This is a genomic window from Weizmannia sp. CD-2023 (assembly GCF_036225245.1).
Lineage (GTDB): Bacteria > Bacillota > Bacilli > Bacillales > Bacillaceae_C > Weizmannia > Weizmannia faecalis.
Genome location: NZ_JARTJQ010000014.1, coordinates 13,237 through 35,582, shown reverse-complemented (window position 1 = coordinate 35,582; position 22,346 = coordinate 13,237). Strand labels below are relative to the sequence as shown.

General features: G+C 45.1%; 24 protein-coding genes. 11 read left to right on the top strand and 13 right to left on the bottom strand.

From position 1 onward, the window contains the following. Window positions 1-246 precede the first annotated feature (246 nt). Window positions 247-1,332 (top strand): DUF3900 domain-containing protein, encoded by a 1,086-nt coding sequence (locus P9687_RS01855; RefSeq protein ID WP_026104549.1) that lies wholly within the window; start codon window positions 247-249, stop codon window positions 1,330-1,332. Between the two features lie 27 nt (window positions 1,333-1,359). Here the strand turns inward: P9687_RS01855 and P9687_RS01850 are convergent, their stop codons facing one another. The 7 genes from P9687_RS01850 to P9687_RS01820 form a co-directional block, all read right to left on the bottom strand. After that, window positions 1,360-2,772, bottom strand: a complete 1,413-nt coding sequence (locus tag P9687_RS01850) for an amino acid permease (RefSeq protein WP_017550835.1) — start codon at window positions 2,770-2,772, stop codon at window positions 1,360-1,362. Window positions 2,773-3,011: 239 nt separating this feature from the next. After that, a complete protein-coding gene (locus tag P9687_RS01845; RefSeq protein WP_014098376.1) occupies window positions 3,012-3,149 on the bottom strand; it encodes a hypothetical protein in 138 nt (45 codons plus the stop codon). A gap of 194 nt (window positions 3,150-3,343) precedes the next feature. Next, window positions 3,344-4,375 (bottom strand): polysaccharide pyruvyl transferase family protein, encoded by a 1,032-nt coding sequence (locus P9687_RS01840; RefSeq protein ID WP_035188936.1) that lies wholly within the window; start codon window positions 4,373-4,375, stop codon window positions 3,344-3,346. Between the two features lie 301 nt (window positions 4,376-4,676). Further along, the gene (locus P9687_RS01835) at window positions 4,677-5,861 is read right to left on the bottom strand and encodes an MFS transporter (protein WP_035188933.1); all 1,185 of its coding nucleotides are present in this window, start codon (window positions 5,859-5,861) and stop codon (window positions 4,677-4,679) included. A 131-nt stretch (window positions 5,862-5,992) separates the two neighbouring features. Continuing rightward, entirely contained in the window at window positions 5,993-6,295 is a 303-nt protein-coding gene (locus tag P9687_RS01830; RefSeq protein WP_026104548.1) for an ArsR/SmtB family transcription factor, read from the bottom strand. A gap of 321 nt (window positions 6,296-6,616) precedes the next feature. Then, window positions 6,617-7,513, bottom strand: a complete 897-nt coding sequence (locus P9687_RS01825) for a DUF1672 family protein (RefSeq protein WP_080746280.1) — start codon at window positions 7,511-7,513, stop codon at window positions 6,617-6,619. 117 nt (window positions 7,514-7,630) lie between these two features. Then, window positions 7,631-8,578 (bottom strand): DUF1672 family protein, encoded by a 948-nt coding sequence (locus P9687_RS01820; RefSeq protein ID WP_080746279.1) that lies wholly within the window; start codon window positions 8,576-8,578, stop codon window positions 7,631-7,633. 522 nt (window positions 8,579-9,100) lie between these two features. Here P9687_RS01820 and P9687_RS01815 point away from each other — a divergent pair. The 4 genes from P9687_RS01815 (at window position 9,101) to P9687_RS01800 (ending at window position 13,585) form a co-directional block, all read left to right on the top strand. Continuing rightward, entirely contained in the window at window positions 9,101-9,793 is a 693-nt protein-coding gene (locus tag P9687_RS01815; RefSeq protein WP_014098385.1) for a response regulator transcription factor, read from the top strand. Beyond that, window positions 9,790-10,794 (top strand): sensor histidine kinase, encoded by a 1,005-nt coding sequence (locus P9687_RS01810; protein WP_017550830.1) that lies wholly within the window; start codon window positions 9,790-9,792, stop codon window positions 10,792-10,794. Before P9687_RS01815 ends, P9687_RS01810 begins: the two co-directional genes overlap by 4 nt. Window positions 10,795-10,890: 96 nt before the next feature. Further along, the gene (locus P9687_RS01805) at window positions 10,891-11,652 is read left to right on the top strand and encodes an ABC transporter ATP-binding protein (protein WP_088775938.1); all 762 of its coding nucleotides are present in this window, start codon (window positions 10,891-10,893) and stop codon (window positions 11,650-11,652) included. Next, on the top strand, window positions 11,642-13,585 hold the full coding sequence (locus tag P9687_RS01800; protein ID WP_061565326.1) for an ABC transporter permease: 1,944 nt from the start codon (window positions 11,642-11,644) through the stop codon (window positions 13,583-13,585). The genes P9687_RS01805 and P9687_RS01800 overlap by 11 nt, the downstream gene beginning before the upstream one ends. Before the next feature lie 95 nt (window positions 13,586-13,680). On the opposite strand, the gene P9687_RS01795 is transcribed toward P9687_RS01800, so the two are convergent. After that, complete coding sequence (locus P9687_RS01795; RefSeq protein WP_014098389.1) at window positions 13,681-13,980, bottom strand: hypothetical protein; 300 nt, start codon at window positions 13,978-13,980, stop codon at window positions 13,681-13,683. Between the two features lie 109 nt (window positions 13,981-14,089). Here P9687_RS01795 and P9687_RS01790 point away from each other — a divergent pair, with 109 nt between their 5' ends. Then, window positions 14,090-14,380 carry a DUF1292 domain-containing protein gene (locus P9687_RS01790; protein WP_035188925.1) on the top strand — a complete coding sequence of 97 codons (291 nt, stop codon included), beginning with the start codon at window positions 14,090-14,092 and terminating at the stop codon, window positions 14,378-14,380. A 155-nt stretch (window positions 14,381-14,535) separates the two neighbouring features. On the opposite strand, the gene P9687_RS01785 is transcribed toward P9687_RS01790, so the two are convergent. Together P9687_RS01785 and folE are read right to left on the bottom strand one after the other, a co-directional pair. Next, complete coding sequence (locus tag P9687_RS01785) at window positions 14,536-15,474, bottom strand: NAD(P)/FAD-dependent oxidoreductase (RefSeq protein ID WP_035188924.1); 939 nt, start codon at window positions 15,472-15,474, stop codon at window positions 14,536-14,538. A 17-nt stretch (window positions 15,475-15,491) separates the two neighbouring features. Beyond that, on the bottom strand, window positions 15,492-16,139 hold the full coding sequence (gene folE, locus P9687_RS01780) for a GTP cyclohydrolase I FolE (RefSeq protein WP_035188922.1): 648 nt from the start codon (window positions 16,137-16,139) through the stop codon (window positions 15,492-15,494). A 401-nt stretch (window positions 16,140-16,540) separates the two neighbouring features. On the opposite strand from folE, the gene P9687_RS01775 reads away from it, so the two are divergent. Next, window positions 16,541-16,744, top strand: coding sequence for a cold-shock protein (locus tag P9687_RS01775; protein ID WP_013859272.1), 204 nt, complete (start codon window positions 16,541-16,543; stop codon window positions 16,742-16,744). A gap of 153 nt (window positions 16,745-16,897) precedes the next feature. Here P9687_RS01775 and P9687_RS01770 read toward each other — a convergent pair whose 3' ends face one another. Continuing rightward, window positions 16,898-17,149 carry a hypothetical protein gene (locus tag P9687_RS01770; RefSeq protein WP_017550825.1) on the bottom strand — a complete coding sequence of 84 codons (252 nt, stop codon included), beginning with the start codon at window positions 17,147-17,149 and terminating at the stop codon, window positions 16,898-16,900. 249 nt (window positions 17,150-17,398) lie between these two features. On the opposite strand from P9687_RS01770, the gene msrA reads away from it, so the two are divergent. From msrA to P9687_RS01750, 4 genes are all read left to right on the top strand, one after another. Continuing rightward, window positions 17,399-17,929 carry a peptide-methionine (S)-S-oxide reductase MsrA gene (gene msrA, locus P9687_RS01765; protein WP_035188920.1) on the top strand — a complete coding sequence of 177 codons (531 nt, stop codon included), beginning with the start codon at window positions 17,399-17,401 and terminating at the stop codon, window positions 17,927-17,929. A 96-nt stretch (window positions 17,930-18,025) separates the two neighbouring features. Further along, the gene (locus tag P9687_RS01760) at window positions 18,026-18,322 is read left to right on the top strand and encodes a phasin family protein (protein WP_035188917.1); all 297 of its coding nucleotides are present in this window, start codon (window positions 18,026-18,028) and stop codon (window positions 18,320-18,322) included. 65 nt (window positions 18,323-18,387) lie between these two features. Further along, on the top strand, window positions 18,388-20,058 hold the full coding sequence (locus tag P9687_RS01755; RefSeq protein WP_035188915.1) for an ABC1 kinase family protein: 1,671 nt from the start codon (window positions 18,388-18,390) through the stop codon (window positions 20,056-20,058). A 16-nt stretch (window positions 20,059-20,074) separates the two neighbouring features. Then, entirely contained in the window at window positions 20,075-21,268 is a 1,194-nt protein-coding gene (locus tag P9687_RS01750) for a CynX/NimT family MFS transporter (RefSeq protein ID WP_014098397.1), read from the top strand. 33 nt (window positions 21,269-21,301) lie between these two features. Here the strand turns inward: P9687_RS01750 and P9687_RS01745 are convergent, their stop codons facing one another. Together P9687_RS01745 and P9687_RS01740 are read right to left on the bottom strand one after the other, a co-directional pair. Further along, entirely contained in the window at window positions 21,302-21,595 is a 294-nt protein-coding gene (locus P9687_RS01745; protein ID WP_014098398.1) for a YxcD family protein, read from the bottom strand. Beyond that, window positions 21,583-22,038: a hypothetical protein gene (locus tag P9687_RS01740; protein WP_225620883.1), complete on the bottom strand. Its 456-nt coding sequence runs from the start codon at window positions 22,036-22,038 to the stop codon at window positions 21,583-21,585. The genes P9687_RS01745 and P9687_RS01740 overlap by 13 nt, the downstream gene beginning before the upstream one ends. Between the last annotated feature and the right edge of the window lie 308 nt (window positions 22,039-22,346).

The window sequence follows — 22,346 nt, the reverse complement described above, 5'->3', positions numbered from 1 at the left end:
CCGCTTTTCCAAAAAACCGAGCACAAACCCGACCACAATGATCGTTCCAAGCAGGTTGAAAAGTTCAACCGTACTTAAAAGCAGAATATGTAAAAAGGTTTGCAAATCTCCACCTCTTTTTTCAAAAATCCGTTTTCCTATCCATTTTAATCCCGCAAATCATCCGCGTCCAGCAAGCACATTGTGGAAACCCGTTTTTTCAAGTAAAATAGTGCTCAGTGAAAAAAGAGAAACCGGGTGAAACGATTGGATTTTAACATCAATTTCCTTTCCTTCTATGTCATCCAGACAGACGGGGAAGGCGAACAAACGAGAAAACAGTTCAGGCACTTTCAAACTTTAGATCGCGAAAATTATGAGATAAGTAACGTAAAAGACTTTCTCGATGGCGAACTTGAAAAAATCGTAAAAAGGAAAGTGGATAAGCATCCGAAGTCCGAACAAGTACCGACGAAAATCGGCCGCTTTATTGTGGAACCGGGCTACGGCCTTGACTCCAACCCGAACTTCAATTTGTTTAACCGTGCGCGTATGGCCGGCACGATTGGTGAGTTTCAAAAAGCAAGCGAAGCCTTTCTCGCCGCCTATCTGGACACCAATGCTGTCAGGGACGGCGCGTTTCTGATCGCAAATGCAACGATGCGGAAATACTTCGATGAACCGTTTGTTTTTTTGTTGAAATGCGATTTCGAACCGAAAGTCGCCACGATTGCCGATGAATCCACATTGTTGAAAAAAGTGGAAATGGCGATTACCACAAAAGGCATGAAATCCATCCAGTATCCGCATATGCCGGAAGAAGGCATGATTGAAGAATCAGAGCTGAAAATTCACCAGGCATCTCACGCCCGTTATTTCGAAGAATTTTTAAAGTATGTGGAATACGGCGAATCGATGCCGGAAATCATGAAAGCGCAAGTGAAGACGATGGTGGAAGAACATTTTCAGGAAGTGCTGCATGAAGACAGCATCGAATACGAGCAATTCGAAAAAGAACTTGAGATTTGGGAAGCAAGCCCCAAGCGGACGTTACAGGAACGATTGCCGGCGGAACAGGTTATCGAAGCCGCGGCCCAGATTGTCGAAACTGCCCCGGAGGCCGATTTGCGAATGAAACTGGACCATATTTCGGTGAATGCCCTCCTTTCCGATTTTGGCGAAACGGTCCATCTCGCCAAAATCGGAGACCGGTATGTCACGATCGTCGAGTCTGAATCCATCCTCTTTGAAAAAGGGTTTTCCCCCGTTGAATTTCTGCAGCCGGACGAACTGGATCATGTGCTTGAACGGTTGAAGAAGAAAGCCGGGGCCATCGTAAATGAACAAAAATAGCGTGCTCCATTCGCACGCTATTTTTGTTCATGATTGGGGGTGATCCAGTATCTTTTTCCCTTTGGATGCTTGCACTTTCGCATTTTTTGAACTTGCACGGCCAATGCCGAAAACAAAGTAACAGACCGTGACAAGGCCAAGAAAGACAATGCCCGCAACAAGTGACATCCTTGTTTCATCATTAAACCACATGCCGATCAGGACAGCGATTAAAAATGCAATGGTTACATAGTTGGAAACCGGTGCAAACGGCATTTTAAACGGATGGTTTTTCATTTCAGCCTTTTTCATCTTTCTAAACCGGATCTGACTGATTAAAATGACAAACCATGGCACCATCCCCGGCAGGACGCTTGCACTGTATACATATACGAACAGATTTTTCGGTGCGATATAGCTTAACACCACACCAATCACAAGGCCGACAAGGACACCGATTGTACCTAAAAGTGGAACGCCATTGCTTGATACTTTCGTGAAAATTTTCGGTGCCTGGCCGTTTACGCCGAGCGTATACAGCATCCGCCCAGCACTGTAGATGCCGCTGTTGCAGCCGGATAATGCGGCGGTAACGACAACAAAATTAATGATGCCGGCTGCAGCCGTAATGCCGATTTTTGCAAAAGTCGCCACAAACGGGCTGCCGATGGAATCCAGTTCATTCCACGGATAAAGCGTAACGATGACGAAAATGGCGCCAATATAGAAGATCAATATGCGCCAAATGATATTTTGGATCGCATTTTTCAATGTATGGCGGGGGTCTTTTGCTTCACCTGCCGTAATCCCGATCAGCTCAACACCCTGGTAAGCTGCCACGACCAAAGATAAGGCAAAGAAGAAACCTTTCAGCCCGCCGGTAAAGAAACCGCCATGCTGCCACAGATTGGAAAATCCGACGGCATGACCCCCGTTGCCGATCCCGAATAAAATGATGGCAAGCCCGGCGATAATCATAAAAATAATCGTCACCACTTTAATCATCGCAAACCAAAACTCAAACTCGCCAAACGATTTTACAGATACGAGGTTGGCCGTTCCGAGGATCACCATGGCTACAAGCCCCGGAATCCATGCCGGCAAGTGCGGAAACCAAAATTGCATGTAAGATCCAACGGCAATGATTTCCGACATCCCGACAATCACCCACTGGAACCAGTTGCTCCATGCTGTGAGAAAACCTGCGAGCGGATGAATGTATTGATGGCCGAATGTGGCAAAGGAGCCCGTGCTTGGCTCAACGTAGAGCATTTCCCCCATTGCACGCATAATAAAAAAGATAAAAATACCGGCAATCGCATACGCAAGCAACACGGACGGCCCTGTCCACTTAATGGTGCTGGCAGACCCCATAAACAACCCGACACCGATTGTACCGCCAATCGCAATCATTTGAATATGCCGCGCATGCAAGCCTCTGTTTAACGCTCTCTCTTTCACGCCATTCACTCCCGCTGTTTTTTTCAAACATGCTTAAAAAATAGAAAAATAGCTTTGTCAGTCTTTATAACAAATTACTTTTTCATTGTAATATGTTTTTACCCGAAATACAATTGTTTATATACAAGGAACAAGTATTTTATTATCATAGAATAATTTAAACATTCCTTTTTTTATTTGTTTTTAAAAAAGACTGTCCCCAAAGAGGAGCAGTCTTTTTAAACAGTGCATCGGGCCCGCTACCGGTTGTTTCTTTCTCTTACATCATCGTTCGGTGAGTTTCCAGTTCCATCTTTTGCTTTGCTGTTCGGTGTCCCGAATATTTGATTGTCTTTCGTGACTTTCGCGCCTTCCAAAAATCGATCTTTTTTCTTCATGTGCATTCTCCTTTGTTGTTGATTCACGTTCAGCCGGGACCGCGCGTCAGGCTGCCCCGCCTAATTTTGCGCCCTTGTTTTACTATTTGCAGGCAAGTGGTAAACATGCACGCCTTGTTAAAAAAGCCCGGCGGATACAAGCTGAACATAAAAGTGGGTTTAATACGGCCGACATCGGATAGGCGTACATCGTTTTAAGATTTAAAATAATCCCGCAGTACCTGGAAATCTTCCGACAGATCTATTTCATTCGGTTCCGTCTGAAGCAGGCGGGCGATCAACGGTTCGAGTTCATCCGGATCCTGCTTGTCCGTATACTGGATAAAATTCAATTTGGAAAGCCAATCAGTATAGGAATGTTTTGCTTTCCCATAGCTATTGCCGAATACGAGACACGGCGTTCTGGTGATAATTGAAAAAATCATCGCGTGCGGCCGGTCGGTAATGACAAGTTTGCGCGAGCCGATCCGGTGCAGCATTTTCATAAAATAGGTTTCCCTGTCCGCATAATCGATCGTGTCCACTTTTGATAAAACGGTATCCGTGCGGTCAACAGGCCCGATGTTCGCAGCTCTTTCCATGAGTTCGGAGACAAAATTTTCATCTGTCACTTTTTCTTTATCCGCCCTTAATACAAAAAGCACGCCATCCCTTTTTAGATCCTGCGGTTCAATTTTTAACGACAGAACCATATCCGGGGTGTACAATACATTTGCGTTGAAGGTCTCCTTGACGAATTCCAGGCTTTGTGATTCGCGGACACATATGGTGAGATTTGGATTACTGCCATAGGCTTCCTGCGATTTCCTTTTCTCCCGCTGTCCTTTTTCGGTAGGTTCAAAATAAACGGATTGCGGCATAGAGATGGTTTTATAATCTTTAAAAGCCGAGATCACTTTTCGACGGTCTTCTTCAATGTCCAGGTAGAGACTGCCGAGATTACCGCCGCCCGTAAAGCAGACGATGTCCTCTTTCCCAATGATCTTTTTCACAAAATCAATTCCCTCATCCGTCGCATAATCCATTATTTCGATGTATTCGTAATAAGGAAAATGGTTACGGATAAATTTTTCCTCTGCATAGGCAATGGCCTGGTCCCCGATATTTGTGTAGCTTGGGGAACCAAAGAGGAAAACTTTTCTTTTATCATTGTATAAGGCATCGGGTTCCACATTTGGGGCAATCCCCTTTGCCGGTTTTTGACCATTTCGGATTTGTTCACTCATACATTATCCCTCCGTCATCGTTACGTGATTATGCTTGCCGGATAATTTCTTGTACCCACTTATAAGGGGCAATACACTTGGATGAGCGAGCAAAACCTAAAATTTGTTATTTTAGTATATTTTTTATATTCTATTTACGAGTTTGAAGATGAGCATCATAATGGGGTTCAGAACTTAGGGACAAGTTCTGAACCCCTATTTGTCTACAATCTGAGCATGGGCAGAAATTCTTACTTGGTATTCGTTCCTTGCTTTGAACTCTCAATTCACTAATTTGACAACAAGGTACGATTCTAACAATTTATTGCGACTTCACGACGTTGCAGTCGACTGAGGTCTTTTTAGAAGGAGAACGTGAAGTCAATATTGTTAATCCAATTGCAATTGTAACGCCTAAAGCGCCTAACCAGGTAATGGAAGTGAGGGAAATTCTCTCTACAAAGATACCCCCAATGCCTGCCCCTGCCGCCATGGCCAACTGCATCATTGATTGATTGAGACCGAGCAATACACTAGATGATTCCGGCTCTATTGTAGCTAGGTGATATTGTTGAGTCGGGCCAGTAGACCATGCTGCAAATGACCATAATATTAATATGACCAACACGCCCACGTAAGAGTGGGTAACGATTGATAACAGAACGAGCATGGTGATATGTAACATCATGCCACCAATGAGTGTGAACCGCACACCCCACCGATCGGTACTAAATCCGCCAAACTTTGATCCAACTAGACTGGCAATACCAAATATAAGGAGAACGCCGCTAAGCAATTTGTCACTTAAACCTGAAATATTTAGCAGGTAAGGGGATAAGTAGGTATAAACAATGGAATATCCGCCAAGCCAGAAAAAAGTGATGGCTAATCCGAGTACCACTTTTGGTTTTTTTAATAAAGCGAGTTGTTGATTTAAAGGTGTCAATTTTTCCACCTGAATTTTTGGAATGGTAAGCGAAATAATAACCATCGCAACTAATCCAAGTAAGGCAATCCCTCCAAAAACAGCCTTCCAACCCAGTACCTCACTCGTCATTCTTCCAAGTGGAACGCCAATGATTAATGATGCTGTCAATCCCATGATGACTGTGGCGATGGCGCTAGCTTTCTTCCCTTTTGGAGCAATTTTCTCTGCAATCGTTAAGGCTGTCACTACAACCATCCCTGCACCGAGGGCCATAATAATCCTTGATACAATAAAGAATCCATAACCAGGAAGGACGAATGCAAGAATATTTCCAATAACAAATAGACCAAGTGAATATATCATTAACTTACGTTTATCCATTCTGGAGGTGATAGCCATTAATACGGGTGTGAAAATAGCATATACAAGCGAAAAAATGGTTATTAACTGACCAGCTGCCGCGAGAGTAATGCCCAATGATTCTGAAATATTATCCAAAATTCCGGAAATGATATACTGCGAAGTTCCAACTAAAAAACTTACGATCGCTAAGATATAGATCTTACCAGTGTTTGACAAAATAAATCACTCCTTCATCATCAAAATATATCAGGATTGAACGTTTTGTATCGACAAAAACACATATCGTGATATGTCGATATGTTTAAGGAAATGAAACTGCATTCATAATCAGGATTCAGTTTCATTTTTTAAATATTCTTTTCAAAGAGAGTGGCAATTTTTTTTATGGCTTCTTCATCTCTTTTGTAGTAAGTATATTTACCAATACGTTCTGCCGTAATTAACCCAGCTCGTTGCAGTATGGAAAGGTATTGAGATGCTGTGGATTGCGTCATTTTCAATTTATCTGTTATTTGACTAACACATACCCCTGTAGTATTCATATCAATCCCTTCGTGGGGCGTAAAATGACGATCCGGTTCTTTCAGCCATTGTAAAATTTGCAATCTTGATTCATTGGATAAGGCTTTGAAGACTTCAATGAGTTCCATACAAATCATTATATCGAAAAATAACGATATGTCAACACATGATTCTGAAACAAAATCCAAAAAGGGTTCCATCAGATCCATCGTGCGTGTTTTGAATTCAAGATCGGCACCCTCCATCTTTTTCAGCTATAACAGGTCCTTATTTAAAAGCGTATCGCGCCGACAGGTTCCGTCAATAAAGGACGTGAGAAAAGGATCGTTTGACATTGGCAGCGTGTTCCCTTATTTTTAGACTGTTGATAAACATTAAAACCACACAATTTAATAAGATCTCGATCAGAAGTATTATCATTTTGTTTTAAAATGCTCATTAACCACACCTCATTTACTAGGTTCCAAGATGATATCATCTATCCCTGATGTCGTACCTTCCTGCTTTTTCGCCGTTCCTGTTCTTTTTAATATTTCGTTGCTTTTGATATAAACACCATAATTCCCCGGTGGTAAGCCGTTTGATTTCTTTAATTTATCAATCACTCCTTTGGCTATCGATTTATCTGGGAGACTATGTTTTTTCTCCATAAAAAATGTGAGCGTAATCATCATTCCCTCCTTATCGAAAGGTTTTTGCTTTATTAAATGTATAATATTCTGGTAGCTCTCTTTATGTAAAAAGGCATGATAGGCTTCTGGAAATATTAAATCCGACGTACTTGTGTAGTAATATGGAGTGGTGAAACCAGTGCTGGCCGTATGATCGACAGCTTCTTTGGTCCTACCAATAACCGGGTATTCTCTCGCAATCGCCGTACAAAATGCATCCAGCTTTTGAAATTCCTTTTCATACGCCATGACGTACAAACCTGTTGTAATTGCCCCTTCAACAGAGCCCTCATAGGCACCCACGTCGCCGATCTTTTTGTTTTCCAAATCAATTCCAACGATGACAGAAGTGTGGAATTTCGGATCTTTTTTGGATTCAACAAAAACAACTGCCGCGTCAGTTGCCCCGTATATCTGATGGACGGTGATATCCAAATGGTATTTTTTGTTAAAATATTGCTTGACCTTTTCAACGATTTGTTTCCGGTGCTGATTGGCAAATTTCCCTGTCTCTTCTCCGTTATCAAACGAATAACCTTGCCCCGTGTAATCCTGTACCGGCATGTACTCTGATGATTCCGCCTGCTTTTTTTCATCCGCTTTATTCGGCATCAAGTTACAACCTCCTAATAAAAACAGTATGATAATGATGATTCCACTTCTTTTAAAAGTCATGGTTTACACTCCAAACAAAAGTGAGTTTCCTTTTTAGAAAAGTTTAATCCGTACCTTTAAACCACTGCTGGGGACATAGTTGATAAAAGCAGGTCAATCTGGTTCATTCTTAATCAGTCATTGTACTGCTCCTTTCATTTTTATCCTCCTCCCGGGTTTTATGATGATGTCATCAACGCCCGTTGTTGTTCCTTTATAGCTTTTTTCAGTCCCCGTTCTTTTTAATATCTCGTTGCTGTTTACAAATACACCATAATTTCCCGGAGGCAGTCCACCCGCTTTTTTCAATGCTTCAATGATTTGATCAGCTATCTTTTGATCAGGTGCCTGATTTCTCATCTTCATATAAAAAGTTAAAGCAATAGAAATGCTATCCTTTTCCGCGTTAAAATCTTTACTTGATTGCCTTTCTAATACCAATTCTTTTGCCCTTTGTTTGGAAAGGTGTGGATGAGCCAAAAACGTTTTATAAACTTGGGGATAATCGATGTCTGATGTACTTGTGTAATAAAATCTAGTTGCATATCCGGTATCCACCGTATTGTTTACTGCTTCCTGCATCATCCCGGTAACAGCATATTTTTTGGCCATTTCTTCACAAAACTCATCTAACTTTTGAAATTCCTTTTCATATGCCATGACATACAAACCTGTTGTAATTGCCCCTTCAACAGAGCCCTCATAGGCGCCCACATCGCCAATCTTTTTGTTTTCCAAATCAATTCCAACGATGACAGAGGTATGAAATTTCGGATCTTTTTTGGATTCAACAAAAACAACTGCCGCGTCAGTTGCGCCGTATATATGATGGACGGTGATATCCAGATGGTATTTTTGGATAAAATATTGCTTGACCCTTTGAACGATTTGTTTCCGGTGCTGATTCGCAAATTTCCCTGTCTCTTCTCCGTTATCAAACGAATAACCTTGCCCCGTGTAATCTTGTATCGGCATGTACTCTGATGCTTCCGCCTGCTTTTTTTCATCCGCTTTATTCGGCATCAAGCTACAACTTCCTAACAAAAACAGCATCATCATGATTATTACGCTTCTTTTAAACTTCATGTTCTCACCTCAACAATACCAGCATTTAGCCCGCTGCAAACAGTACATAAATCCGCGAAAAAAAATTACCTTTCTACTTTCATTCTATTAAAAAGCAATATTATCTACCCATCTTCCTTGGAAAATAAACCAAAATTTTTATATTTGTACATCCTCAAAATTTTCATTTAAGTTGATTTTAACAGCTGTACTGCATAGCGTCCATCAGCCAATTGACGCATCTCCCGCGTTTCTCCAACGAAAAACGTCCTTTCTACAGGTACCAATTTATTCTTTTCGGGTTCTCGATAAGCATTCTGATTGCACGCATCTGGGATTATCATTCATATATTTTAGCGCTTTCGGGCATTGCGTTCCTTTTTCTGTGATTTGGAAGAGCATTGGTTTGCTTTCTAAAAGAAGTGATAAGGAAAAAGCGCAGCAAAAGGAAGTATGCCGCGCTTTCTCGTTGATGGTTAATGTAGCCTGCTTTCGCCTTTTCTTGTAAAATGGAGGGTAGCAAAAATAGAAAGAGTGGTCCGGTTGATAAAAATTCTAATCATTGAAGACGATGTGACGCTGTTTCGTGAAGTGAAAGAAAGACTTTCGCAGTGGTCATTTGAAGTTGCGGGGATCCGCGATTTTGGACAGGTGATGGAGGAATTTGCGGAATTCCGGCCTGATCTGGTAGTCATTGACATCCAGCTACCGAAATTTGACGGGTTCCACTGGTGCCGACAAATTCGCGCGCACTCCCATGTCCCAATCCTTTTCCTTTCTTCCCGCGACCATCCGACAGATATGGTGATGGCGATGCAGCTCGGCGCGGACGATTATGTGCAAAAGCCTTTTCATATCGACGTGTTAATCGCCAAAATCCAGGCTATTTTGCGCCGGGTATATGCCTACACGAGCGAGCAGACGGTTTTAAAAACATGGTGCGGGGCCACAATCGATTTGCAGAAAAACACGGTCGAAAATGAACATGGATGCATTGAACTGTCAAAAAACGAAATGTTTATTTTAAAAATATTGGTGGACATGAAAAACCGGATTGTGAGCCGCACGCATCTGATCGAATGTTTATGGGACGATGAAAGGTTTGTGAGCGATAATACATTGACCGTGAACGTCAACCGCCTGCGGAAAAAACTTTCCACGATCGGGCTCGGTGACTGTATCGAAACAAAAGTGGGCCAGGGCTATATGGCGCTTGAAAAGGATGCCGGCCTATGATCCGGATGTTTCTTGTTGAACGAAAAAGCTGGGTAATATTTTTTGCCGCCTGCCAGCTGATGCTGCTTTTCATTGCCTGGCTTGATCCGCAAATCGCGCTTTCATCCGTTCTTTATATCGTTTTTTTAGAAACGATTGCTTTTCTTCTTTTCCTTTTCTTCCGCGCTCGGAAAGAAGTGAAATTTTATCAAAGCCTTTCAGAATGGGATGGGGATCTTGATACGAGCGAGATCACCCGCCCCGGAACCCCTTTTGAACAGATCGTGCATCAGGCTGTACAAGCGCAGGCGGAACATCTACGGGCGGAAACTGACCGGAACGCGTCCACGGTGCAGGAAGAACAGGATGAATTAACGGCATGGGTACATGAGGTCAAAACACCGATGACCGCCATGCAGCTCATCATTGACCGGCTTCAAGATGAAGAAGCAAAAGTGTCGCTCAATTATGAATGGCTGCGCATCCACCACCTGCTTGACAAACAGCTTCATGAAAAACGGATCGGCAATATGGAAAATGACGTTTATATGGAAAATGTTGACCTGAAACGCCTGATCTTCCAGGAAATCAAAGCGATTCAGCCATGGTGCATTCAAAAAGGCATCGGTTTTGACGTCTCACCGGGGGTTCCGGCAATTGTTACAGATGCAAAATGGCTGTCGTTTATCCTCCGGCAATTGCTGGTAAATGCGGTCCAGTACAGTTGCGGGACAGACATCTCCATTTCCGGAAAAATGGCAGACGGCCGCTTCCATTTATCGGTGGCAGACAAGGGGTGCGGCATTGACCCGAAAGATTTGCCGCGCATTTTTGAAAAGGGATTTACCTCTTCTGACCGCAGCCAAAACAGGGGGGCAACCGGCCTCGGCCTGTATCTTGCCAAAAGGGCGGCGGAAAAATTAAATATCCTGCTTACTGTCCAGTCGGTTCCCGGCGCCGGTTCGACCTTTACGCTCATCTTCCCGGAAAGAAATAGCTTGCAGCAAATTACAGGCATGTGACAAAACTGTCATATGCTTTTCTGTATTGTTAGCTGAAACGAAGGAAGAAGCATGCCGGCTTTTCTATAATGAAATCATATCAGAAAGGGGGAGCCAATCATGATCCTTGAAGCAAAAAATGTTTATAAAACGTACGGCAACAAGTGGAACAAACAAGAAGTTTTAAAAGGGATTGATTTAAATGTTGAAAAAGGAGAATTCACGAGCATTATGGGGCCGTCCGGTTCCGGAAAAACGACATTGTTAAATGTTTTATCCTCTATTGACCGGCCCAGCCGCGGTTCCATTGAAATCGAAGGCAAGGCGTTGACGAAAATGAAAGACAAGCAGCTGGCGGAGTTCCGGAAAAGGCATTTAGGCTTTATTTTCCAGGAATACCATTTGCTTGATACGTTAACGGTGAAGGAAAATATATTGCTGCCGCTGTCTGTGAAAAAAGTTTCAAAACGCGAGGCGGACGAAAAATTCCATGCGGTTGCGGAAGAACTTGGCATTATGGATATTCAGGACAAGTATCCGAATGAAATATCCGGCGGGCAGAAGCAGCGGACATCGGCAGCGCGGGCGTTTGTCCATGAACCGGGTCTTATTTTTGCCGACGAACCAACAGGTGCGCTCGATTCAAAGTCAGCATCCGACCTTTTGAATAAATTAAGCCGCCTGAACGAAAAAAGAAAAGCAACCATCTTAATGGTCACCCATGATGCGGCCGCAGCCAGCTATTCGGGCAGGGTCATTTTCATTAAAGACGGGCAGATTTATTCCCAACTGCATAAAGGCACCGAATCAAGACAGGATTTCTATCAGGCCATCCTGAAAACACAGGCCGTGCTGGGAGGTGTGCAGCATGACGATTAACGGTTTGATTTACCGCAATTTTAAAAAGAACCTTCCGCATTATGCGCTGTATATTTTCGCACTCGCCTTCAGTGCTGCATTATACTTTGCGTTTGTGACACTGCAATACGCCCCTTCTCTCGCCGAAGTAAAATCTTCCGTAAAAGGGCTGGCCGCGCTGAAGGTGGCGTCGGTTTTGCTGATCGTCATTGTGGCGGTGTTTCTCTTTTATGCCAACCATTTGTTTATGAAAAGGCGGAGCAAGGAAATCGGGCTTTTCCAGCTTGTCGGCATGACGAAAAAAGAAGTGTTCCGGATTTTAGGGACGGAGAATTTTTTGCTCTACTACGGCTCACTCTTTGCCGGCATCTTTTTCGGGTTTGCGGCATCCAAGCTGCTGATGATGCTGCTGCTCCGGATCATTCAAGTGGAAACAAAGGTTTCCCTTTATTTTTCGATGAAGGCTTTCGGGCAGACGCTCCTTGTCTTTACCATTATTTTCATCCTGGTCCTGCTGATCAACAGCATCTTTATCAAACGGCAGACGATCCTTTCCCTTTTCCGTACCGTTTCCTCCACGGAAGACCGGGCCGGACGAATCTCCAAAGCGGGATTGCTGCTCGGGGTCATCGGATTTGTATGCATCGGGGCAGGATACTATATTTCATCAGAATTGTTCAATGGAGACTTTGTAACAGTGCGTGCTCTGTATACGGCAATGATTAGCATTTTAGCCCTTGTTATTTTCGGGACCTATCTATTTTATAAGACTTCTGTCCGGTTTGTCTTTTACCTCATCCGGAAAAAGAAAGGCGGGTATCTGAATATCCGGGATGTCATGTCACTATCCGCCATCATGTTCCGGATCCGTTCGAACGCAGTGCTGCTGACCATTATCACAACCGTGTCGGCGCTTGCGATCGGCTTATTGTCATTAAGCTACATTACCTTTTATTCTGCTGAAGAAACAGCCCATAATATGACAGCTGCGGACTTTTCATTTATCAAGACGAATGAGGCAAAACAATTTACAGAACGTTTAAATGAAAACAACATCGCCTATGAAAAAGAAGAAATTGAAGTCGTAAGGGTTACAGCCGATTTAAGCAGCCTGTTCGATAAAAAGTCAAAAGATCTGAAGTTCGACTCCAAAGCTGTACCGATAGCGGTCGTAAGCGATGCGGCAGTAAAAGGAATGGATGTAAAACCCGGGCAGGCGGTTTTTTCCGGCTATTCCGATGCTTTAGCCAGATTTATGCCGATGAAATCGGAAGGGATGATTGACTTAACGGGCAAGCGGAAAACAGCCAGACTGCGCACCGTTGCCCTTCGAAAAGACCAGGTTCTTTCCAATTATTTTTCAGGCAGCATGCCCGTTCTGGTAACGGATGATGCATTATTCCAGGCGTTAAAAAAGGATACGGACCCAAAAATTCAATTGGACTCGAATCTTTTTACCGGCATCAATCTGAAAAAGGATGAAGATCTTGGCAAAGCAAACCGGTTGTTCCAAAGTCTGCATTTCCCTTCGGATTCCTTTGCCTACTCCAGTCCTGAAATCATCAAAATGCAAAAAGAAAACATGGGGGTTATGATGTTTATTGTCGGATTTCTTGGACTCACTTTCCTGGTCACATCCGGCTGCATTTTGTATTTCAAACAAATGGAAGAAAGCGAAGAAGAAAAACCGGCCTACACCATTTTGCGCAAGCTTGGCTTTACCATGCAGGATTTAACAACAGGGATCCGGATCAAGCAGCTTTACAATTTCGGCATTCCACTTTTGCTCGGTCTTGCGCACAGCTACTTTGCTGTAAAATCCGGCTGGTTCTTTTTCGGGTCCGAACTGTGGACACCGATGCTGATCGTGATGGGCCTATATACGTTGCTTTATTCGGTTTTTGCCCTGCTCTCTGTCGAAGGATTTAAAAAGGCGATACGCGATTCCTTATAATGATCACCCCTTGGGCATCCAAGGGGTGATTTTGTCATTTCCGGAATTGAAAAAACACCATTATGGGTCGTCTCCACGCAGGTTTGTTTCTGGACTCACCGTTTTAACTTGGCGTTTTCTTCCGACACAACGAAAGCCAAATCGTCATTGCCAAATAAGGATAATACATTCAATACAGTCCCGGTGCTGATTTCTCCCGCTTCTTCTTTCGGTACCGTTAGGGCAAGCGCTTCTTCCAGCAAGCCATTTTTTTCTTGTTGCGGATATGCCCTGCTGTAAAGTTCTTCCGGATCAAGCCCATTGTTCACGCACCACTGGGCAAAAATGAGTGCCATCATTTTCTCATCCATTTTGTATTGCTGAATGATTTTTTCTTCCATGTCTTTTTTATCCATATATAAACACTCCTTTCCGATAGTCGGCTGCGATCATAAGCGTATTTTTTCGGCATGTTTTTTCCGTTTTTGTATACAATACCGAACAAGAAGCGAAGGAGGAGACCCGATGGCAAATATTGAACAGGGTGAAGTGTTTACAATTACAGAAAACGGACGTGAGCAAGAAGTGGAAATCATCGGCGTATTGTCGCTAGAAGGAACAGAATATGCCGCCGTTTCTTTTGTTGAAGATTTAGAGGAACAGACAGGCCGGGACTTAGATGTGTTTTTCTTGAAAACAGACGAAGAAGGCGATCTTGACGCTCTCCATTCGGACGAAGAATATGAAAAAGTTTCTGCCGCATTCAGCCGGGTGCTGGGCGGGGAAGATGCCTCACAACCTGGCGGCCGGGATTAAAACAAAAAAGGCACGGGGAAAAATGTTTTATAAACTATCGCCTCTGTACACTTTCGTTGTTTTTTGCGAAAACGCTCCATCTTCTCACCGGGACGCATTACCCGGCTTTATGCCGGCGTGCGCGGGGCCGTAAAGCCGGTAGCAGATCGTTTATTTTACCGTGCGGGTACCCCTGCCAAACGGGAGGCAATATGCTTTGCTGCAGCAGCCCCCTGCCCGGCCGCCCCTGCAATACTGGAATAAAGCGGGCCAAGGCAGTTGTCTCCGATGGCATACAGCCATTCACATTCGGTTTTCCCGTAACCGTCCGAAACAATATATCCGTCCGCATCCGTCCCCGTAACATTTTGAACGAGTGCGCTGTTCGGTTCCATCCCAATCCGGACGAAAACCGCGGATACCGACAAAAAACAGGATTCACCGCTTGAATGGATGAGTTCCACCGCTTCGGTTTGGTTTTCCCCGATAATGGCTTTCACACGCATATTCGGCAAAATCCGGATGTTCTTATAAGATTGGGCCCGACTGAGATATGCCTGCCTGGCCCTGAAACGTTCCGAGCGGTGAATAAGATAGACGTGCGCCCCTGCTTCGGCAAGCAAACAAGCCCCCTCAAAAGCACGGTCGCCGCCGCCGATGACTGCAGCAGATTTTCCTTTAAACAAATGGCTGTCCTTCGTAGCCGAATAAATTTCCCCGCGGGCGAACATCTCTTTTTCCCCCGGCACACCGAGTTTTCTACGCACGGCACCGGCAGCATAAATCAAGTAGCGAAAACCGATTTGGGTCTTAAGCCCGCCTGTTTCCACCACCGCAACTTTTCCTTCGGCATCTATCTTTACGACACGCGTATTCACCCGGTACCGGCATTGCAACGACTCGGCATGCCGAACAAAATAGCGGCGCATTTCCTCCCCGTTTTCCGCTTGCAGGCCGGGATAATCAATAATGCGATTATGGATCAGGCTGAGCTGCCCGCCAAGCATCTTCTGTTCCTCAACGAGCAGATGGTTCATGCCAAGCCGGCTGCACCAGATCGCTGCCGAAATGCCGGCAGGGCCGCCCCCGATGATCAATATGTCCGCATCTAGCATAAACACCATCCTTTTTTCTATTTGAGTAAGGACAAAAATTCGGCGCGCAAATCCGCCCGCCCTTCAAAAATGCCACGGTAAGACATCGTGGTCGTGGACGCATCCGACTTTTTCACGCCCCGCCCGCACATGCACATATGCTTGGCCTCTAAAACCACCATCGTGCCCTGCGGTTCAAGCACTTCTTCCACTGCATCCGCAATTTGTTTTGTCAGCCGTTCCTGAACTTGAAAACGCCTGGCGTAGCCGTCGACCATGCGCGCAATTTTCGACAGGCCGGTGATTTTTTCATTTGGAAAATAGGCGACATGAGCGACGCCGAAAAATGGCGCGAAGTGGTGCTCACATATGGAATAAAATTCGATATCTTTTACAAGTACGAGCTCCTTGTGGTCGTGGTCGACATCAAATGTTTTTGCCAAATGCATTTTCGGGTCTTCCCGGTACCCTTCTGTATATTCCAAAAAGGCCTTCAGCACCCGGTAAGGCGTTTCCTGCAAGCCGTCGCGGTCCGGATCATCGCCGCATAAGTCAACCAGACTGCGGACAGCTTCCATAAATTGACCCGACTGTCCGAGCTTTTTGCTGATCACAGCGGGATGATCTATTTGATCTTTAAAAGTTTCTTCTATGAGTTGATGTTCCTTTTGTCCGGAAACAATCATGAATGGGTACAGCTCCTTTTGCAATGAAGTTTTCACTATCCGGCTATTTAAAAGTTTACAACGGCTGCCCGATTATATCAATGTTGATGCCGCAAAGTGTACCAAGCTTTTTTCCAAATGGACGCCCACGCCTGGGATGGATCCGGGCACCAACGGGGGGTGAAAACCGGCCGGCGTATATTTTCAGGGCATATAAGTTAAATTACTATTTCTGTAAATGTTGCCAGTAGCAATGTCTATCGCGATCGCAATTGATTTTGTCACGAAAAACTGAAGTTCATTTTATAAAGATACAGCAAAAAAAGCCGCAAATTTTGCCTGCAAGTGAGAAATGGCGTTTAAAACCCGGGATTCTGGATATATTAAAAGCAAGAAAGGTTAAAAATTAGGAGGCATTAAACGTGGAACATGGTACAGTAAAATGGTTTAACAGTGAAAAAGGCTATGGCTTTATTGAACGGGAAGGCGGAGACGACGTGTTTGTCCATTTCTCAGCCATCCAGGGTGAAGGCTATAAAACGCTTGAAGAAGGCCAGAAAGTATCGTTTGACGTGGAAGAAGGTTCACGCGGTCCGCAGGCGGCAAATGTTCAAAAAGAAGACTAACGGTGCCCTTTGCGGCATCGTTTTTTTGCATGAAAAAGGCCGTATTTCCCGCCGCTTAAATTTTTTCAGCCATCATAAATCCGAATGGATCGGCGCCCACTTCCCCCCAAAAAAAGAAACCCCGTGTATACAGGGTTCATGCTATGCGAACGATTATCCCGCTTTTCTGTATGACGGATCGCCTTCCGGATATTCATGCGGCAATTCTTTCCCTGATGCGCAAAGCATCATCAAGTATGCCATGCCAAGCCCATAGGTAATCATTCCCCCTAGCAGGAAACCCCAAAACAAAATCAAAGACCAGTCCGTTGTGTGAGCGCTTACAATAAAGTGAATGGCAAGAAAAACCACACTCATGATTAGCTCAGCGGTTGCAAGCAGATAGTACCCATTAAATTCCTTCATTTCACAACCCCTCCCTTTTGTATATTATATTACTTTATGTTCACAAAATGTTCAAATTTTAAACACATTTTTTTAAAAACTTTTTGCACTTTAGTGGACAACACAAAAAAGATATGTTCTAAAATCCAAAATTGGGCAAATGCAGGCGGAATTTTTCGATTTTTCCGCAGCAGACCGGGCATTCTTTCTTGTCGTGATGCGCAGGAAATGTTACGATTTAGAAAAAGCATCACTTTTGGAGGAGAAGAAATGGCGGAACAATTTCAGAAAGCAACTTTTGCCGGCGGCTGTTTTTGGTGCATGGTCAAACCTTTCGACCAGTGGGACGGCATTGAAAAAGTCGTTTCCGGGTACACGGGGGGAACGGTCGAAAATCCTTCATATGAACAAGTAAAGACCGGAACGACCGGCCATTATGAAGCCGTCCAAATTACATATGATCCGAACGTTTTTCCGTACGAAAAGCTGCTCGAAATCTTTTGGCAGCAAATCGATCCGACCGATGCCGGCGGCCAGTTCCAGGATCGCGGCTCCAACTATCGGACGGCTATTTTTTACCATAATGAAGAGCAAAAGCGGCTGGCAGAAGCTTCAAAAAAGCAGCTTGCAGAAAGCGGCAAATTCAAAAAGCCGATTGTGACAGAAATTTTGCCGGCGAAGCCTTTTTATCCCGCCGAAGATTACCACCAGGATTTTTATAAGAAAAACCCGAATGCCTATCATGAAGACCGGGCGAAATCGGGCCGCGACACGTTTATTGCTTCCCACTGGGGAAAGTAGTCCGTTCATTGGCCATTTTTCACACCTTTCCGTTTGTGATTCCGGCCGGATTGGGCTATGATTACATTAAGATAGAGGAGAAAGGAAGGAATTGGAATGCGCGATAAAGTGAACCAATTGTTATCACTCGGCCTTGGCATGGCGGTGCTCAGCAAAGAACAAGTGGAAAAAGCAGTCAACCGCCTCGTGGAAAAAGGCAACTTGACAAAAGCGGAATCGACACAATTGATTGATGAACTGCTGGAAAAAGGGGAACAATCTAAACAAGAACTGAATCAGGCCTTGAAAGAACGGGTCAACGAGATCCTTTCTGAAATGAATGTTGCGACAAAAGACGAAATCAAGGCGCTGGAACTTCGCATCCAGCAGCTTGAAGAACGGTTGAACCCGTAAACCGGTTGGCCCTTTTGCCCAGGGCCGGCTGTTTTTTTGCATAAAACAAAACCGGGGGTGGTTGCTTGCTTTCCAGAAAAATGAAGCATGGAAAAAGATACCAGGAAATTGCCGGCGCCTTGATTAAAAACGGCCTCGGTTATTTGATCAGCGACTGGGGCCTTTCGGATTTTCTTCCTTTTCCCTCGAAAAAAGCGGCTCCCCGCACCCCCCACCGCAGCACCGGGGAAAGGATCCGGCTGTTTTTGGAGGAATTGGGCCCGACCTTTATTAAACTCGGGCAGCTGGCAAGCTCCCGCCGCGACATTTTGCCGGAATCGATAATTGCTGACCTGGAAAAATTACAGGATAATGCCACGCCGTTTCCGTTTGAAGATGTAAAAAAGATTATCAGGGACGAATTCGGAGCGGGCGTTGAGGAGCTTTTTGCCGAATTCGATCCGGAGCCGATCGCAACCGCATCGATCGGACAGGTCCATAAAGCCAAATTGCATACGGAAGAACCGGTTGCGATCAAAATTCAGCGCCCGAATATCCGTCCTGTTATTGAAACGGATCTTGAAATATTGGAAAGCCTGTCTCTCTCTCTTGAATCCCGTTTTGAATGGGCAAGGGCATACCAATTGCGGGACATTGTCGAAGAATTTTCCCAGGCGCTGTTGTCTGAGCTGGATTATTACCATGAAGGCCGGAATGCGGAACGGATCGCCAAACAATTTGAAGGCGATGAAAACATCCGGATTCCGAAAATTTACTGGGACTTTTCCACAAAAAGAGTCCTGACCATGGAGTACATAAAGGGCAGGAAAATCAGCGAATTTTTCAGTGAAACAGTCCCCGGATACCGAAAAAAAGCCATTTCTGAACGGCTGATCCATTCGATGCTGCAGCAGATTTTTGTGGAGGGATTTTTTCACGGCGATCCGCATCCGGGAAACATTGTCGTTTTGCCCGGCGATGTGATTTGTTATATGGATTTTGGCATGGTCGGCCGGCTTACGGAAGAGACCAAGTACCATTGCGCCTCACTTGTCATTGCGCTGATGCGGGCGGATACGAATGCCATTATGAAGTCGGTCGATGCGCTTGCGGAAATTCCGGAAGAAACCGATCTTCATCTGCTGAAGGAAGATGTCGAAGTTCTCCGCGAAAAATATTATGATCTGCCGCTCAGCCAGTTAAGCTTGCGGGAAGCCATCAATGATTTATACCATCTTGCGTTCAAATACCATATCCGCTTCCCTGCCGATCTGACGATACTCGGCAAATCGCTGATTACGGTGGAGGGCGTCGTGGAATCGCTTGACCCGGAATTCAGCCTGATCGAAGCTGCGCGCCCATTTGGGGAAAGGCTGCTTCGGGACCGTTTGCGGCCGGGCAGGGTCGCACAGAAAGGATGGAAAACGTTTTTGGACCAGGCGGAAATTTTGCTTGAGCTTCCGAAAAATTTGCGCGATATTTCCAAAACGATGCGGAAAGGCAAATTCAGGATGGAAGTCGTCATACCGGATTTGCATTTATTTTTGGAAAAACTTGACAGGATCAGCAACCGGCTTTCCTTCGCGATCGTCCTGCTCGCCTTTAGTATCCTGATGGTCGGGCTGATGATCGGAACGTCCATCAGCGGCCAATCGACGGTGATCTGGAAAAACCCGATCATTGAGATCGGATTTGGTGTCGCAACATTGATGCTTTTATGGCTGTTGCTGTCCATTTTTAAATCAGGAAAGTTTTAAAGGAGTTTAGAAAAAGATGGGTGATCAGAAAGAAAAAGAAAAAGTATTATCCGGGCTGCTTGTGGCAGGCGTTATCTGTATTGCAGCAAACCTCAGGCCGGCAATCACTTCCATCGGGCCCGTAATCGGCACGATCCGCCACAGCCTTCATATGTCAAATGCACAAGCGGGATTTATTACAACGCTCCCGCTTCTTGCCTTCGCACTGATTTCACCGCTTGCGCCAAAACTGGCAAGCCGGATTGGCCAGGAGTTGACATTGCTTCTTGGGATCGTCATATTATTTATCGGCATTTTGGCGCGTACGGCCGGGAATGCCGCCATGCTTTATATCGGCACGGCTTTTATCGGAACAGGCATTGCCATCGGGAATGTGCTGCTGCCAAGCCTCATTAAACACCGGGTGCCTGCAAAACTCGGGTTGATGACAAGTATTTATACAACCGTTATGGGCGGATTTGCCGCGCTCGCTTCCGGCGTCAGCGTCCCGATTGTGAACGGCCTGGGGCTCGGGTGGAAATGGGGGCTGCTCGTCTGGGGCATCCTCTCTATCCTGGCTGCTTTGGTGTGGATCCCGCAATTGCGTGAGCACGCCAAAGTAAAGTTTTCCACCCATCAGGAAACGCCCGGAAGATCGGTCTGGCTGTCTTCGCTCGCCTGGCAGGTGACGCTTTTTCTCGGCCTGCAGTCGTTTCTATTTTACAGCACCATCGCCTGGCTTGCGGAAATTATGGTCAGCCATGGGGCAAGCCTCGTAGCGGCCGGCTGGATGGTGTCAATCATGCAGTTCGTCAGCCTGCCCGCCACTTTTATGACGCCGATTTGGGCGGAGCGGATGAAAAACCAGATTCCCCTTGTTTTCGGGATTACGATTTTTTATTTGTGCGGGCTTACAGGCCTTTTGTACGGCGGGCATATGTTGTGGATGTGGATTTGTATCATTTTGATCGGCATCGCCCAGGGTGCCAGCATCAGCCTCGCGCTTGCGTTTATCGGCCTCCGTTCGAAAACGGCCACTGAAGCTGCCAATTTGTCCGGCATGAGCCAGTCTGCTGGTTATCTCGTGGCGGCAGCCGGCCCGTTTTTGATCGGCTGGTTGTATGACCGGGCGCATAACTGGCATATGCCGGTTGTGGTCATGATTATCTGTGGCATCCTCATGCTTGCCGCAGGAGCCGGCGCAGGACGAAACAAATATGTATCAAAATAGTGTAAAACAGCCCGGCATTTGCCGGGCTGTTTCTTAATCTACGTATGCCACCATGCCATCTTGATCTTCAATTTCCAGTCGGATACTGACGGCAAACGGGTCAATGCTGTATTCTTCTTCTAAATATTTGCGGATGGCCTGAATCAGTTTCGGCTCAGTCAGCGGCTCGAGATCTTTACCGTTCAGTTCGACATCTGCGCCGTAGCCGGTATCATCATCGTATGTGAGCATCGCCATCACATTTTCCGGATAAGCATAATGCTGATCTGCCACAAACGTGCAAACCGCGTTAATCAAATCTTGCTCTGACAGTTTTAATTCTTCCATCTGTCATAAGCCTCACGATCTTTTTTCCTGTTGCCGAATACGGATTGGAACAATTTGATGACGATGAGAATCAGCGCAATAAAGATTAAAATATTGACCATTGCCGTCAAAGCCGTTCCCAAACCGCCGAGATGGCTGAACATCGATCCGAACAGCATGCCGCCAAGACCGCCGAGCAGCATCCCCTTTACAAAGCTGCCTCTCGATGAAGACGACGCTGTATTGGCTTTATTGCCGGAAACCGAATTTGTATTTTGGTTCGTTTTCGACTGGTAATGGGACTGTTGTTTTGACGATGGTGTTGTTGTCTTTGGCACCGTCTGGTAAGACCGTTTTACAGAACGGTATCCCCTTGCATCAACCGGGTTTGAAAAGTGAATCCCGACAACTGAAAAGGCAAACGTAAATGCCAGGAGCAGCGCAAAAAATTTCTTCAACTTCATTTCCCCTTTTCTATTTTTATATTAGGTTCCTATGAACTTATTATATGAACTTATCAATCAAAATGCAAGCTTTTTTGACAAAAGATTGCATTCCCGGTTTTTATTTTCCCTGAAATGCCGACATTAAACGTTTTCAAACCGAGACAGGTGCAATTTTCTTCCTAAAAGTGCGGATTGTTTCACCTGAAAGAATAAGGCATCCTTGGCATTCCGGGACACCGGAGAAATCTTGTCACGCCGTATGTGTAAAAATTTTTCTCGAAGGGGCAGATGAGGAGAAAAAATGGGAAGACACTCTATTATCTAAA